Origin of the sequence: Bacillus paramycoides, from assembly GCF_001884235.1 — a bacterium.
Classification (GTDB): domain Bacteria; phylum Bacillota; class Bacilli; order Bacillales; family Bacillaceae_G; genus Bacillus_A; species Bacillus_A paramycoides.
Window position 1 is genome coordinate 15,065 of record NZ_MAOI01000069.1, and the last position, 13,634, is coordinate 28,698.

The 13,634-nt window shown below is 36.4% G+C and carries 16 protein-coding genes, 1 riboswitch and 1 other annotated feature; of the genes, 10 read left to right on the forward strand and 6 right to left on the reverse strand.

What is annotated here, in order from left to right:
- Positions 1-270 precede the first annotated feature (270 nt).
- Positions 271-491 (reverse strand) — a binding site (T-box leader).
- A 143-nt stretch (positions 492-634) separates the two neighbouring features.
- The 8 genes from BAU28_RS12510 to BAU28_RS12545 all read left to right on the forward strand — a co-directional run bounded on the left by BAU28_RS12510 (position 635) and on the right by BAU28_RS12545 (position 7,397).
- Positions 635-991 carry a hypothetical protein gene (locus BAU28_RS12510; protein ID WP_071718713.1) on the forward strand — a complete coding sequence of 119 codons (357 nt, stop codon included), beginning with the start codon at positions 635-637 and terminating at the stop codon, positions 989-991.
- Between the two features lie 122 nt (positions 992-1,113).
- Complete coding sequence (gene bioA, locus BAU28_RS12515; RefSeq protein WP_071718714.1) at positions 1,114-2,502, forward strand: adenosylmethionine--8-amino-7-oxononanoate transaminase; 1,389 nt, start codon at positions 1,114-1,116, stop codon at positions 2,500-2,502.
- Positions 2,502-3,230 (forward strand): dethiobiotin synthase, encoded by a 729-nt coding sequence (gene bioD / locus BAU28_RS12520; RefSeq protein WP_071718715.1) that lies wholly within the window; start codon positions 2,502-2,504, stop codon positions 3,228-3,230. Before bioA ends, bioD begins: the two co-directional genes overlap by 1 nt.
- Positions 3,196-4,383 carry an 8-amino-7-oxononanoate synthase gene (gene bioF / locus BAU28_RS12525; protein ID WP_071718716.1) on the forward strand — a complete coding sequence of 396 codons (1,188 nt, stop codon included), beginning with the start codon at positions 3,196-3,198 and terminating at the stop codon, positions 4,381-4,383. Before bioD ends, bioF begins: the two co-directional genes overlap by 35 nt.
- Positions 4,380-5,120: an alpha/beta fold hydrolase gene (locus BAU28_RS12530; protein WP_071718717.1), complete on the forward strand. Its 741-nt coding sequence runs from the start codon at positions 4,380-4,382 to the stop codon at positions 5,118-5,120. The genes bioF and BAU28_RS12530 overlap by 4 nt, the downstream gene beginning before the upstream one ends.
- Positions 5,086-5,895, forward strand: a complete 810-nt coding sequence (gene bioC / locus BAU28_RS12535; RefSeq protein ID WP_071718718.1) for a malonyl-ACP O-methyltransferase BioC — start codon at positions 5,086-5,088, stop codon at positions 5,893-5,895. Before BAU28_RS12530 ends, bioC begins: the two co-directional genes overlap by 35 nt.
- 1 nt (position 5,896) lies before the next feature.
- Positions 5,897-6,895 (forward strand): biotin synthase, encoded by a 999-nt coding sequence (bioB, locus tag BAU28_RS12540; RefSeq protein WP_002173341.1) that lies wholly within the window; start codon positions 5,897-5,899, stop codon positions 6,893-6,895.
- A gap of 181 nt (positions 6,896-7,076) precedes the next feature.
- Entirely contained in the window at positions 7,077-7,397 is a 321-nt protein-coding gene (locus tag BAU28_RS12545) for a hypothetical protein (RefSeq protein ID WP_048374117.1), read from the forward strand.
- A 29-nt stretch (positions 7,398-7,426) separates the two neighbouring features.
- On the opposite strand, the gene ribH is transcribed toward BAU28_RS12545, so the two are convergent.
- The 5 genes from ribH to BAU28_RS12570 all read right to left on the reverse strand — a co-directional run bounded on the left by ribH (position 7,427) and on the right by BAU28_RS12570 (position 11,700).
- Positions 7,427-7,888: a 6,7-dimethyl-8-ribityllumazine synthase gene (gene ribH, locus BAU28_RS12550; RefSeq protein WP_000230892.1), complete on the reverse strand. Its 462-nt coding sequence runs from the start codon at positions 7,886-7,888 to the stop codon at positions 7,427-7,429.
- Between the two features lie 18 nt (positions 7,889-7,906).
- Complete coding sequence (gene ribBA / locus BAU28_RS12555; protein ID WP_071718719.1) at positions 7,907-9,100, reverse strand: bifunctional 3,4-dihydroxy-2-butanone 4-phosphate synthase/GTP cyclohydrolase II; 1,194 nt, start codon at positions 9,098-9,100, stop codon at positions 7,907-7,909.
- 12 nt (positions 9,101-9,112) lie between these two features.
- Complete coding sequence (gene ribE, locus BAU28_RS12560; protein WP_071718720.1) at positions 9,113-9,757, reverse strand: riboflavin synthase; 645 nt, start codon at positions 9,755-9,757, stop codon at positions 9,113-9,115.
- A complete protein-coding gene (gene ribD / locus BAU28_RS12565) occupies positions 9,739-10,851 on the reverse strand; it encodes a bifunctional diaminohydroxyphosphoribosylaminopyrimidine deaminase/5-amino-6-(5-phosphoribosylamino)uracil reductase RibD (RefSeq protein WP_071718721.1) in 1,113 nt (370 codons plus the stop codon). Before ribD ends, ribE begins: the two co-directional genes overlap by 19 nt.
- Positions 10,852-11,160: 309 nt before the next feature.
- A riboswitch (FMN riboswitch) is annotated at positions 11,161-11,304 on the reverse strand.
- Between the two features lie 189 nt (positions 11,305-11,493).
- On the reverse strand, positions 11,494-11,700 hold the full coding sequence (locus BAU28_RS12570; protein WP_001151582.1) for a CDGSH iron-sulfur domain-containing protein: 207 nt from the start codon (positions 11,698-11,700) through the stop codon (positions 11,494-11,496).
- A 138-nt stretch (positions 11,701-11,838) separates the two neighbouring features.
- Between BAU28_RS12570 and BAU28_RS12575 the strand changes: the two genes are divergently transcribed.
- Positions 11,839-12,084, forward strand: a complete 246-nt coding sequence (locus BAU28_RS12575) for a DUF2552 family protein (protein ID WP_002173336.1) — start codon at positions 11,839-11,841, stop codon at positions 12,082-12,084.
- A gap of 9 nt (positions 12,085-12,093) precedes the next feature.
- Here the strand turns inward: BAU28_RS12575 and BAU28_RS12580 are convergent, their stop codons facing one another.
- On the reverse strand, positions 12,094-13,017 hold the full coding sequence (locus BAU28_RS12580) for an alpha/beta hydrolase (protein ID WP_025150122.1): 924 nt from the start codon (positions 13,015-13,017) through the stop codon (positions 12,094-12,096).
- Between the two features lie 82 nt (positions 13,018-13,099).
- On the opposite strand from BAU28_RS12580, the gene BAU28_RS12585 reads away from it, so the two are divergent.
- Positions 13,100-13,576 carry a GNAT family N-acetyltransferase gene (locus BAU28_RS12585; RefSeq protein WP_071718722.1) on the forward strand — a complete coding sequence of 159 codons (477 nt, stop codon included), beginning with the start codon at positions 13,100-13,102 and terminating at the stop codon, positions 13,574-13,576.
- Positions 13,577-13,634: the final 58 nt, after the last annotated feature.

A 13,634-nucleotide genomic window follows, 5' to 3' on the forward strand; every position in this document is an offset into this window, starting at 1 on the left:
CCCCTCCTAATTAATCGAAAATAGTCTTTTTTATATAAAATTCGCCAATATTGTATATTTCCTTCTAAAATTTAGAATTTTGTGACAAATTACCGGTAATTGTTAATAATTCTATATGATACGGAAATGATTGGATAAAAAAACGTCCCTGCATATAATTATGCAGGGACGAAGAAATCGCGGTACCACCCTAGCTTGTGAAATGAATGTATCACGAAATAAAGGGTCGTATGATATGCGCTAATAAAATAAAAACGCCCCTGCAATATATGCAGGGACGAAAAATTCGCGGTACCACCCTAAATTGTGAAACAGTGTCGTTTCACCACTCTTTAGACATAACGGTCTATAACCGTCTTTCACTACTCCTCACGTTTCGTAAAAGAAGCTCCAGGGGGTAATTCATAAATCGCTCTGTACTGGTTCGCACCGACCACCAGCTCTCTGAAATCAGAAATCGAAATACTACTAAATCCTATCAACGCCGATTCATATGATGTTAGTTAAATTTTTATCATATATTCGTCTCACATGTCAATAAAAACATTCAAGATTTTTTAAGGGGAATAAAGGGAAAATGTTTTTAAAGCTCTAAATTTGTGCGTTATAATGAAAGTGAAAGGGGGAGAAAAGAGTGAAGAAAAAAATAGTTCTTTTTACAACCTTATTAGTTGTTGGGAGTGGTGCTGGAATTTACACAGCTTTTGCAGCCTCCTCAGACCAACCAGACAAATACAAAATACAGCAGTCAGAAGTGAAAAAAGTAAAAGAAACTGAAGAGAAGAAATCAATGGAAAAAACAGCAGCGAAACTAGGTGTTTCTACCGAGGGAAAAACAAAAGAAGTGATTGGAAAAGAAGTAGACACTGCCAGATTTGAGCAGCGACACGATCTATTAATTGAGCATGCAAAACAACTTGGAATTGATACAGAAGGAAAAAAAGATGAAGAAATTATTTTAGAAATTGGAAAGGTAAAGCATGGAAGGTAGAACAACTTATCGTATGATAAGTTGTTCTTTTTTAAGAACCTTTTGATTTAAAAATAATTGACAGTCATTTAGATTTAATGTTAACTGTATTTATAAACTAGTTAACATTAGGGGTGACAATTGTGACTGTTAGTAGTAATACGAATGAAAAATTACCTTATACATATGAAGAATTATCGGAGAAAAATAAAGCCTATGTATGGCATCCATTTACACAAATGAAAGATTATTTAGAAGAAGATCCTGTCATTATTGAACGTGGAGAGGGAAGAAAGCTATACGATGTAAATGGAAATGAATATTGGGACGGTGTTTCGTCTATTTGGTTAAATGTGCATGGGCATCAAGTACCGGAACTAGATGAAGCAATTCGTGAGCAATTAAATAAAATTGCACATTCTACTATGTTGGGACTTGCTAACGTTCCATCTATTTTATTAGCAGAAAAAATAATTGATGTTGTACCAGAAGGCTTGAAGAAAGTATTTTATTCAGACTCTGGTTCAACCGCTGTTGAAATTGCAATTAAGATGGCTTTTCAATATTGGCAGCATAAAGGGAAACCGAGAAAACAAAGATTTGTTACATTAAAAGAAGCATATCACGGTGATACAATTGGTGCTGTTTCAGTAGGAGCAATAGACTTGTTTCACCAAGTGTATAGTTCACTCTTATTTGAAGCAATTAAAATGCCTTATCCGTATACATATCGTTCTCCTTATGGAGATAATAAGGAACAAATTGTAAAAAAACATTTAGAAGAAATGGAAGAGCTACTGAAAGAAAAACATGAAGAAGTAGCAGCGATTATTGTGGAGCCATTAATGCAAGGTGCTGGCGGGATGATTACAATGCCGAAAGGATATTTAAAAGGGCTTCGCGATTTATGTACAAAATACAATGTATTATTTATTACAGATGAGGTAGCGACGGGATTTGGACGTACCGGAAAAATGTTTGCATGTGAACATGAGAATGTGACGCCAGACATTTTAACTGCGGGAAAAGGTTTAACAGGTGGTTATTTACCGGTGGCGATTACGGTAACGACAGATGAAATTTATAATGCCTTTTTAGGAGACTATGAAGAACAAAAAACGTTTTTCCATGGTCATAGTTATACAGGGAATCCGTTAGGGTGTGCTGTAGCAATTGCAAATTTAGAACTATATGAAAAAACTAATTTAATAGAAGATGTTGCGTATAAAACGGAATATGTAGCAAAACAATTAGAAGCGCTTAATGAATATAAGCACGTAGGAGATATTCGTCAGTGCGGGCTAATGGTTGGCATTGAACTTGTTAAAAATAAGGAAACGAAAGAATCGTTTGAATGGACAGAAAGAGTCGGCGTTCAAGTGTGTAAACGCTCAAGAGAGTTAGGCATGATTTTACGTCCACTTGGTAACACCATTGTATTTATGCCTCCTCTTGCATCTACAATGGCTGAAATTGATGAGATGTTACGCATTTTATATAAAGCAATCTCAGATGTTACGGAGGAAGAATGATGAGTGGTTTCTTTATAACAGCAACAGATACGGAAGTTGGAAAAACTGTAGTGGCAGGGGCCTTAGCAGGTATATTTCGTGAGCGTGGGTATAATGTTGGTGTATTTAAACCGTTGCAAAGTGGACATGTTGCGTCAAATCCAGATGGGGATGCAGCAAGGTTAAAAGCATTATCGGGTGTACCGACAAAAGAAGATGAAATTTGCCCTTATTCAATTGAAGAACCACTTGCTCCGAGACTTGCCATGAAAAGAGCTGGAAGAGTCGTAAAGTTAAAAGAAATTATTGCGCACTATGAAGAGTTATTAAAAGAGTTTAATAGCCTATTTGTAGAAGGAGCTGGTGGGCTTGCCGTCCCATATACAGAAGACGCTCTAGTAATCGATTTCGCAAAAGAATTAAAGCTGCCTCTTATTGTAGTAGCACGTCCTACACTAGGAACAGTAAATCATACAATTTTAACAATAGCTTACGCAAAGGCACAAGGATTAACAGTGGCAGGTGTCATTTTATCTGGTTGTAAAGAATGTGAAATGGAAAGAGTACAAGAAAATAAAGAAATGATTGAAGAATTGAGTGGGGTACCGGTTTTAGGTTTATTACCATTCTTTGAAGGTGAGTTTACAAAAGAAGAAGTCTTGGAATCTGCAAAAGAATATATAATGATTTCAAAATTAGAGGAGTTCGTCCAAAATGAATCAAATGTGGCGCACACATCTTCAATCTAAATTACAACAATTAAATGAGCAAGGGCAGTATCGCAATTTGCATGTAACAGAGCAAGCAGAAGAGACATGGCTTATTCGAGATAAGAAAAGGATGCTAAATTTAGCATCAAATAATTATTTAGGATTAGCTGGAGATGAAAGGTTGAAAGAAGCTGCTATTGTCTGTACAAAAAAATATGGAACTGGAGCGACAGCATCTCGTCTCGTTGTAGGAAATTATCCACTGTATGACGAGGTTGAGAGAAGTATATGTAATTGGAAAGGTACTGAAAGATCCTTAATTGTAAATAGTGGATATACCGCGAATGTTGGAGCGATTGCTTCGTTAGTTGGTCGTCATGATATTGTTTTTAGTGATAAATTAAATCATGCAAGTATTGTTGATGGAATTATATTAAGCGGGGCAGAATATAAAAGGTATCGTCATAATGATTTGGATCATTTAGAGAAGCTGTTGAAAATAGCGTCACCTGAAAAGAAGAAATTAATCGTAACAGATACTGTTTTTAGTATGGATGGTGATACTGCATATTTGAGAGGTTTAGTGCAACTTAAAGAGAAATACGGGGCAATCATTATAGTTGATGAAGCGCATGCGAGTGGAATATACGGAATTAGTGGAGCTGGATTATCTCATATAGAAAAAGATATTGCTCAAAAAATTGATATACATATGGGGACGTTTAGTAAGGCTTTAGGGTGTTATGGTGCGTATTTAACAGGTGATGCAATTTATATAGAGTATTTACAAAATATGATGAGGAGCTTTATTTTTACTACAGCCTTACCACCAGGAACACTAGGAGCGATACAAAAAGCAATTGAGATTGTGAAAGAAGATCACGAAAGAAGAGAGAACCTCATAGCGAATGGTGCGTACTTCAGGAACCGTTTAGGAGAAGCTGGTTTTGATATTGGGAATAGCTCAACTCATATTGTACCGATTGTAGTCGGTTCAAATGAAAATGCCCTACGCTTTAGTGAAAAATTGCAAGAGATAGGCATTACAGCAATTGCAATTCGCCCGCCAACTGTTCCGGTCAATAGTTCCCGAATTCGCTTTGCAGTTACGTCACAACATACAAGAGCCAATTTAAGATGGGCAACGCAGCATATTATTCGTATTGGTAAAGAAGAGGGGTTTTTAGTATGAAGGAGCTGAAGATTATTTTTATTCCTGGATGGGGAATGGAAGAAGAGGTTTGGACTTTAGTTCTGCCGTATTTTAAAGGATATTCTGTTCAATGTGTAGAGTGGCGTAATGTGAAAGAAAGTAGTGAATTTGCGAGGCGCATCATAGATGCAGCAAATGATGAAAATGTGATTTTAGTTGGGTGGTCATTAGGAGCGCTAGCCGCTATCCAATCTTATAAAAAGATTAAGGCAAAAGGTATAGTTTTAATAGGTGGTACTGCTAAATTTACAATTACTAGCGACTATACAAGTGGGTGGAATGCTTCATTTGTAGAACGTATGAAAAAGAATTTAGCAAGGCAGAAAGAAAGTACGCTACAGCGCTTCTATGAAAATATGTTTACAAAAAATGAGTTAAAAGAGAATAAGAATTTTGAAGAGATTATAATGCGATTTAAAGGAGACACGATTCAGTCTTTGCAATTAGGTTTAGATTATTTAATAGAAACAGATATGAGAAATGAATTAACAGATATTAAAGCCCCGTTGTTACTCCTTCATGGAGAGCAGGATGTAATATGTCCATTGTCTGCAGCACATAGTATAACGAAGAATACGAACGCTACGCTAAAAGTAGTAAGCGGGGCTGGGCATGCATTATGCATAACAAATTTTGAATATTGTGCAAATGAAATAATTCAATTTGTAGAGGGGATACGACATGATCAACAAAATGTTACTGCAAAAACGGTTTAACGGGGCGGCGGTATCTTACGATCAATATGCAAACGTGCAAAAGAAAATGGCACAATCGTTACTTTCTATATTGCAAGAAAGGTACAGTGAAGCATCATCGATACGTATTTTAGAACTTGGATGTGGAACTGGATATGTAACAGAGCAATTATCAAATTCATTTCCGAAAGCACATATTACAGCTGTTGATTTTGCTAATGAGATGATTGCAGTGGCGAAGGCTAGGAAACAAGTAGAGAATGTTGTATTTAGATGTGAAGATATTGAGAAATTAAAATTAGAAGATTCATATGATGTCATTATTTCAAATGCTACATTTCAATGGCTAAATGATCTAAAAGCGACAGTGAAAAATTTATTTAACCATTTGTCTGAAGAGGGAATATTATTATTTTCAACGTTTGGTAATACGACTTTCCAAGAGTTACATACGTCTTTCCAACGTGCTAAGAAAGAAAAGGGGATACACAATTGTACTTCAATTGGACAACGCTTCGTTTCGAAAGAACAGTTGGTAAATATATGCAAAATGCCATTAGGAGATGTACATGTTTCTGAAACATGTTACATAGAAAGATTTACAGAAGTTAGGGGGTTTCTACATTCTATTCGAAAAGTAGGAGCGACCAATAGTAATGAAGAATCGTATTGTCAAAGTCCTTCACTCTTTCGGGCGATGCTTCGAATATACGAAAGAGACTTCACGGAAAAAGAAGGGATAATGGCAACATATCATGCTTTATTTACGTATATAACAAAAGAGGGGAAGAGATGAAATGAAACAAGTACAAACAAAAAGGGATTGGAAAAAACTTGCATACGACGTAGTAGAAGAGAAAATGATTACGAAAGAAGATGCAATAGCGATATTAGAAGCTGACGACACAGAAGTTTTAGAAATTATGAATGCAGCTTATATCATTCGCCATCATCATTTTGGTAAGAAAGTAAAATTGAATATGATTATTAATACGAAATCAGGCTTATGTCCTGAAGATTGCGGGTATTGTTCACAGTCTATTATTTCAGAAGCACCGATTGATAAATATGCATGGTTAACGCAGGAGAAAATTGTAGAAGGAGCACATGAAGCAATTCGCCGTAAAGCAGGTACATATTGTATTGTAGCATCTGGACGTCGTCCGACGGATAAAGAAGTAAATCACGTAATTGGAGCAGTTAAGGAGATTCGTGAAACGACAGATTTGAAGATTTGTTGTTGTTTAGGTTTCTTAAACGAAGATCAAGCAGGACGTTTAGCAGAGGCTGGTGTGCATCGTTATAACCACAACTTAAATACACATGAAAATAATTATGATAGTATTTGCTCAACTCATACGTATGACGATCGTGTTGATACAGTTCAAAAGGCGAAGCAAGCCGGCATTTCACCATGCTCTGGGGCGATTTTTGGAATGGGAGAAACAATTGAACAACGTGCTGAAATTGCCTTTGAATTACAACGTATAGATGCAGATTCTATTCCTTGCAATTTCCTTGTTGCTGTAAAGGGGACGCCGCTTGAAGGACAAAAAGAGTTAACACCTGTAGAATGTTTAAAAGTGTTGGCGATGATGCGTTTTGTAAACCCAACAAAAGAAATTCGTATTTCAGGAGGACGCGAAATCAATTTACGTTCTGTACAGCCGCTCGGTTTATTTGCAGCAAACTCTATTTTTGTCGGCGATTATTTAACGACAGCTGGACAAGAGCCGACTGCGGACTGGGGTATGATTGAAGATTTAGGATTTGAGATTGAAGAATGTGCATTATAATATAGATGAAAAGCAAACTCTTTTAAGAGTTTGCTTTTTTTGTAAATAAAATGTAATAAAAAGCCATTAACGCTTGATACTATTGCCTTTTAATCGAGAAAAAGAATTTTTGTGGACGAATTTTCCAAGGCCCAATTGTACATAGTAAAAAAGTAATTTATATTGGGTTGGAGGATTTTACATGCACAAATATATATTAGCTATTATGACTTGTCTTATTTTAATAAAAGCGATAAGTGCTGATCCAGTTAAGGCGGCTGAAAATCCTGAACAAAAAGAAATGCAACAAAGAATTGAACAACATTTTCGAACGAAAGCTGAGCATTTTGGACTTGAAACAGAAGGAAAAGATTTAAAAGAAGTGCGGAAAGAAATTTATATTATAGAAGAATCGAAAAAGAGAGAAAATGTGTGGAGAACAGCACAAACTCTTCGTATAAAAACAGAAGGAAAAACGATGGATGAATTAATAGAAGATGTACGAAAAAAGGTGAAAAAATAAAATAAAAAAAGAGGCCGTAGCCTCTTTTTTTAAGCCCATTGTTTTGATAAGTGAGCCATTTCGATTGCAGCAACTGCTGATTCATATCCTTTATTACCAGCTTTTGTACCTGCACGTTCAATCGCTTGTTCAATTGTTTCTGTCGTTAATACCCCGAAAATAACTGGAATGTCTGTTTGTAGTGATAAAGACGCAACACCTTTTGCTACTTCATTACAAACGTAATCGTAATGTGTTGTAGCACCACGGATTACTGTACCTAATGTAATAACAGCATCATACTTTCCGCTATTGGCCATCTTTTTAGCGATCAAAGGAATTTCGAATGCACCAGGAACCCATGCAACGTCAATATCATTTTCTTCTACACCGTGGCGCTTTAATCCATCTAAAGCCCCGCCGAGTAACTTGCTTGTAATAAACTCATTAAAACGTCCAACAACAACCCCAACTTTTAAACCTGTACCAACTAAATGACCTTCGAATACCATATTTTATCTCTCCCTTAATTATAAGTTTAATAAATGTCCTAATTTGTTTACTTTCGTTTGTAAATACGTTTTATTTTCTTCTTTTGCTGGCATTTGCAATGGTACACGCTCGATTACTTCTAAATCGTAACCTTGTAAGCCAGCAATTTTTCGTGGATTATTCGTTAATAATCGTAACCTTTGTAAGCCTAAATCTTTTAAAATTTGAGCCCCAATACCGTAATCACGAAGATCTGCTGGGAACCCGAGTTTTTCATTTGCTTCTACAGTATCAAAGCCTTCTTCTTGTAATTTATAAGCGCGAAGCTTATTAAGAAGCCCAATGCCTCGTCCTTCTTGTCTCATATAGAGAAGAACCCCTTTTCCTTCACGCTCAATTTGAGCAAGCGCAGCATGTAGCTGTGGTCCGCAGTCACAGCGGCACGAACCGAATACATCACCTGTTAAGCATTCTGAATGGACACGTACAAGTATATGATCACCTGTTGAAATATCACCTTTTACGAGTGCGATATGTTCTTTCGTGTCTAATGAGTTAGAATAGCCAATTGCATGAAACGTACCGAAATCAGTAGGTAATGTAATTTCCACTTCTCTCGTTACAAGCGTTTCATGATGGCGGCGATAAGCAATCAAATCTTCAATTGTAATCATTTTTATATCAAATTGTTTTGCGCACTGCAGTAAATCAGGTACACGTGCCATCGTCCCATCTTCATTTATAATCTCGCAAATGACCCCAGCTGGTTCTACTCCGCAAAGTTTGGCTAAATCGACAGCAGCTTCTGTATGACCAGCACGGCGCAAGACACCGCCTTCTTTCGCAATTAATGGAAAGATATGTCCAGGGCGATTGAAATCAGCACTTTTTGATGTAGGATTTAACAATTCTTGTATCGTAGTTGCACGTTCGTGAGCGCTAATCCCTGTAGTTGTAGAAATATGATCAATACTTACTGTAAACGCAGTATGATGTGAATCTGTATTATGAGAAACCATCGGTTCTAACTGTAGACGCTCTGCGCATTGTTCTGTAATCGGTACGCAAACGAGGCCACGACCGTGTGTAATCATAAAATTAATCGTTTCTGGTGTAATGAACTCTGCTAAAGCAATAAAATCGCCTTCATTTTCTCGGTTTTCATCATCACATACGATAACGACTTTTCCTTGTTTTAAATCTTCTAGAGCTTCTTCAATACGATGAAACATTGTGCTTCCCCCTTATAGAAATCCATTTTCTTGTAAAAAGCTTTCGGTCATTGAATCTGTTTTTTTTACCGGTTTTGAAATAAAGCGTTCAATATATTTACCAATCATGTCACACTCAATATTTACGATATCTCCGGCTTTTTTTTCTCCGATGACAGATTCGCTTACTGTGTGTGGGATGAGTGAGATTGTAATTGAAGATTCGTCTATATCAAATATTGTCAAACTAGTGCCATCAACAGAAACGGATCCTTTATGCAAACAATAGCGTAGTAATTCATCAGAAATTGCTATTTTGTAATAGATGGCATTGTAATGTTGTTTTGTAGTTAAAATCGTACCGATGCCATCTATATGTCCGGTGACGAAATGTCCACCGAATCGTCCGTTCGCAGCCATTGCCCGTTCTAAATTTACTTTGGCACTTGGCTTTAGCATACGAAGTGATGTTGCTTTCATAGTTTCAGGCATTGCATCGACGGTGAATGAAGTAGTCGTAAAATGAGTCACGGTTAAGCAAATCCCATTAACTGCGATGCTATCACCTAACTTGACATCTGATAAAATTTGATTTGCGCTAATAGTTAACTTCATTGCTTCCCCACTTTGAGTCATGCTTGATATCGTTCCTAACTCTTCTACAATTCCTGTAAACATTCCGTCACCTCGCTTTTTAAGGTTGCAACAATTTTTATATCATTACCAATTTGTTTCATCTCTTGAATTGTTAAGGGAAGTGCATCTTGTAATTTTGAAAAACCATTTCCGCCAAATAAAGTAGGTGCATCTTTTCCACCGATTAATCTCGGGCTTATATAGGTCACAATTTCATTAAAACTATTTGTTTTTAAGAAACTTGCATGTACTGTTTGACCACCTTCAACGAATAGAGAAAGAATTTGTTTCTCCCCGAGTAGGGATAGGACATCTTGTATTTCAATTTGCTTCGTTTTCATTTGGAATACAGCTATATTGTTAGATTCATAAGATGCTATTTGCTCTTTATTTACATCCTTACCGACAATAATCCATGTCGGAGCTAAGCCATCTGTTATGACATGAGAAGATGGCGGCGTTCGTAAGTGGGTATCTAAAATAACGCGTATAGGATGTTTACCTCCGTTTGGAATTCTTGTTGTTAAGTGTGGATTATCAGTTATAACTGTATTCACACCGACAAGGATAGCATCATGCATATGACGATATCGGTGAACATCAGCTCGCGCTTCTTCACCTGTAATCCACTTACTTTCACCGGTTACAGTCGCTGTTTTTCCATCTAAGCTCATTGCTGTTTTTATTGTTACAAATGGACGTTTCGTTTTCATATAGTGGAAAAAGTATCGATTTAATAAAGTTGCTTCCGCTTCAAGAACACCGGTAGTTACCTCGATTCCGGATGCTTTTAATCTCCTTTTTCCATTACCGGAAACGAGTGGATTGCAATCAAGGGTAGCAATTACAACACGCTGGACTCCTTTTTCAATGAGTGATTCACAGCAAGGTGGTGTTTTTCCAAAATGGCTACACGGTTCAAGTGTTACATAAACGGTAGCGCCTTTTGCCCTTTCACCAGCCATGTGAAGAGCATGAACTTCAGCGTGTTCTTCACCAGCACATAAGTGAGCACCCATTCCAACAATATTTCCATCCTTTACAACAACAGCACCAACCATAGGATTTGGACTTGTTTGTCCTGATGTACCTTGTGCTAACTGCAAGGCAATTCTCATATATTCTTGATCTGTCATTCTCTTCACCTCTCCTGAAAAAATCAAAAAACCCCAAGGATTTTATATCCTTGGGGTTTGGGAGACGTGATTTCTAGAAATATAGTTCGAATACGAAAGTATAGGAAAGAAACCTAACGATGACTGATATTTTGGCATAAGGAAAAAGCCTAGCACAATATCGAGTTTTTCAAACGCTAGTCGTATCTTTTTATTTCAGTATAGAAACATAAGTATACAAAATAAAACATATATGAAGATTCAAAATGAACCTTTAAAAATATGCATACTGAAATAAAAGTGTATTCGCTATATATAATTACTAGAAAACATATCCTTCTCCCATCCAGACTATACTGTCGGCCCTAGAGTTTCACTAGATCCACCGTTTTCGAGTTGAAAACGGGTCACGGACTTAAAAGCTTTCGCTTCATCACCGCCGGTTGGGAATTTCACCCGACCCCGAAGGATGTTGTTTGCTCACATTATAGCACAAAAAAGAAAAAAGCATAGTAGAAAATGTTCGAATGTGAAGAATTGTGTGAAAATACATGTTGCTTTGAATGGAGTCAAAAGTAATAGAAATGTTGTAATGGGAAGGTTTGTACAGGCGTTGATTGAAAGAAAAAACATGCACAAAAAATGTGCATGTTTTTTACAAAATTATTCTGCCTCTGGTGCTCTAACAACAGATTCGAATTTTCCTTTATGCGAAGCATCGCAATAAGGCATATTTTTTGATAGACCACAACGACATAAAGAAAATGCCGGTTTTGCTGGGAATACATTCCCTTGTGAATCGACTAATTCCACGTCCCCTGTAACGCGAAAAGAGCCATTATCATTTACTTTAATTTGTACTTTTGCCAACGTTATCCCTCCTTTCCAAACGCTTAATCTCATCATATAATCAGGGGGAGGACTTGACAATAAAAAAGAGTTCTTTGTGCGGAAGAAGAGGGAATGTTATAATAGCTTTTATAACTGATTAGAGTAAGGTGACGAAAGATGGATAAACAATTACGAACATTACAAAATATTGCAAATGAGCGCACGTGGGCATCATTTTTGAATGATAATCATCCATATAGTTTACTTCATTGGTCAATCGCAGGTGTAGGACAAGAACCGAAAGATGTTTGGTTACTTCAAGATGAGGTGACCTTTCAAACGACGGAATTCCCAACGCTAGATGAGGCAGTAAAGTGGATTTCTGAAAATATGGAACAAGTTACAGACGTTTTAGCTCAGTAAAAAACAGGCTTATGCAAGCCTGTTTTTTGTTTCTTTTACATATGTGTTTAAAAATTTGTCAATGGCAGCTTCGTACTCTTCTTTATTTTCATTATAAGAGCAAGCGTGTGCACCATGTTCTGCAATATAAAGTTGTTTATTATTCTCTTTTGCTTCATAAAGTGATTTCGTCATATCAGCTAAAATATAGTCATCATCTTTACTATGAATAAAGAGAACAGGATTGTTAATATTTTTTATGCAATCAATTGGTGAAACTTCACGAATTGTATAGCCGTCACGAACTTTTAAAAAGGCATTTGCTAAAGGTAATAAAGGCCATTTTGGCAAATGAAATTCAACCTTTAAACGATGTTGTAATTGTCCGTAAAAATCAGAGAAAGGACAATCAGCAATATAAAAATCGGCACCATCTTCTACAAGTCCTGCATATTGAAGAAGGGTTGCAGCACCCATAGATTCACCATGAATTCCAAGTGTAATATTCGTTCCGAAACGACCTTTTAGCCAGTCAACTACTGATTTTAAATCATGTTTTTCATAATAGCCATAGCTTGTCGTTTTGCCACCTGTTTTACCATGGCGACGATGATCATAAATAAATACGTTATATCCTCTACTCAAAAATAAGTTTGCATACTTAACGGAATTCATTTTATTTACAGTCACACCGTGGCAAAAAATCATAAATTTATTGGAATGTCCAGCGGGCATGTAATATCCGTGAAGTTCGTATCCAAATTGAGAAGGGATGTGAATTTCTTCTTTTTGAATAGCATTAAAATCGTCCAAATGAAAATGTTTTTTCGTTTCGCGTTCTAAAACTTCTTCCTCTGTTTTTTTCTTCAAGTACATAACTTTATTTGTAAAGAAAATCCCAATAGCAGTTAGTGCACCTAGTATAGTAAACAATGCTGTAAAAAAACGTTTCATACTTTACCTCATCCTCCAAATACCTCTACATATGATACACTTACATTGTATCACAATGATATAAAAAGGGGAGAAATCGTGTATGGTTCATATACAAAAAATTACACCAGAAATGAAAGAAACAATTCAGGATTTTATGTGTGAAAACTGGGGAAGCTCAATGATGGTCTCACGGGGCAGAGTGCATCGATTGGAAAAATTACCTGGTTTTGTTGCACTTAAAAATGACAGAATAGTGGGAATTATAACTTGTGAAGTGACAGAAAATATGTGTGAAATTGTATCGTTAGATAGTCTTGAAGAAGGAAAGGGGATTGGTACAAAACTGGTGGATTGTGTATTGCAAATAGCAAGGGAGAATGGATGTAAAAAAGTATGGCTCATTACGACGAATGATAATATGAACGCACTTCGTTTTTATCAGAAACGTAACTTTATGATGACGAACTTATATATTAATGCGGTAAAGGAAGCACGAAAAATAAAGAAAGAAATTCCGTTTATTGGTTATGATAATATCGCGATTTCACATGAAATTCAGCTGGAGTATATTTTGTGAGTAAAGTGGAAGTTATGTAACAATTTTCAGAAATATAAAACAATAACCTTGACGAATG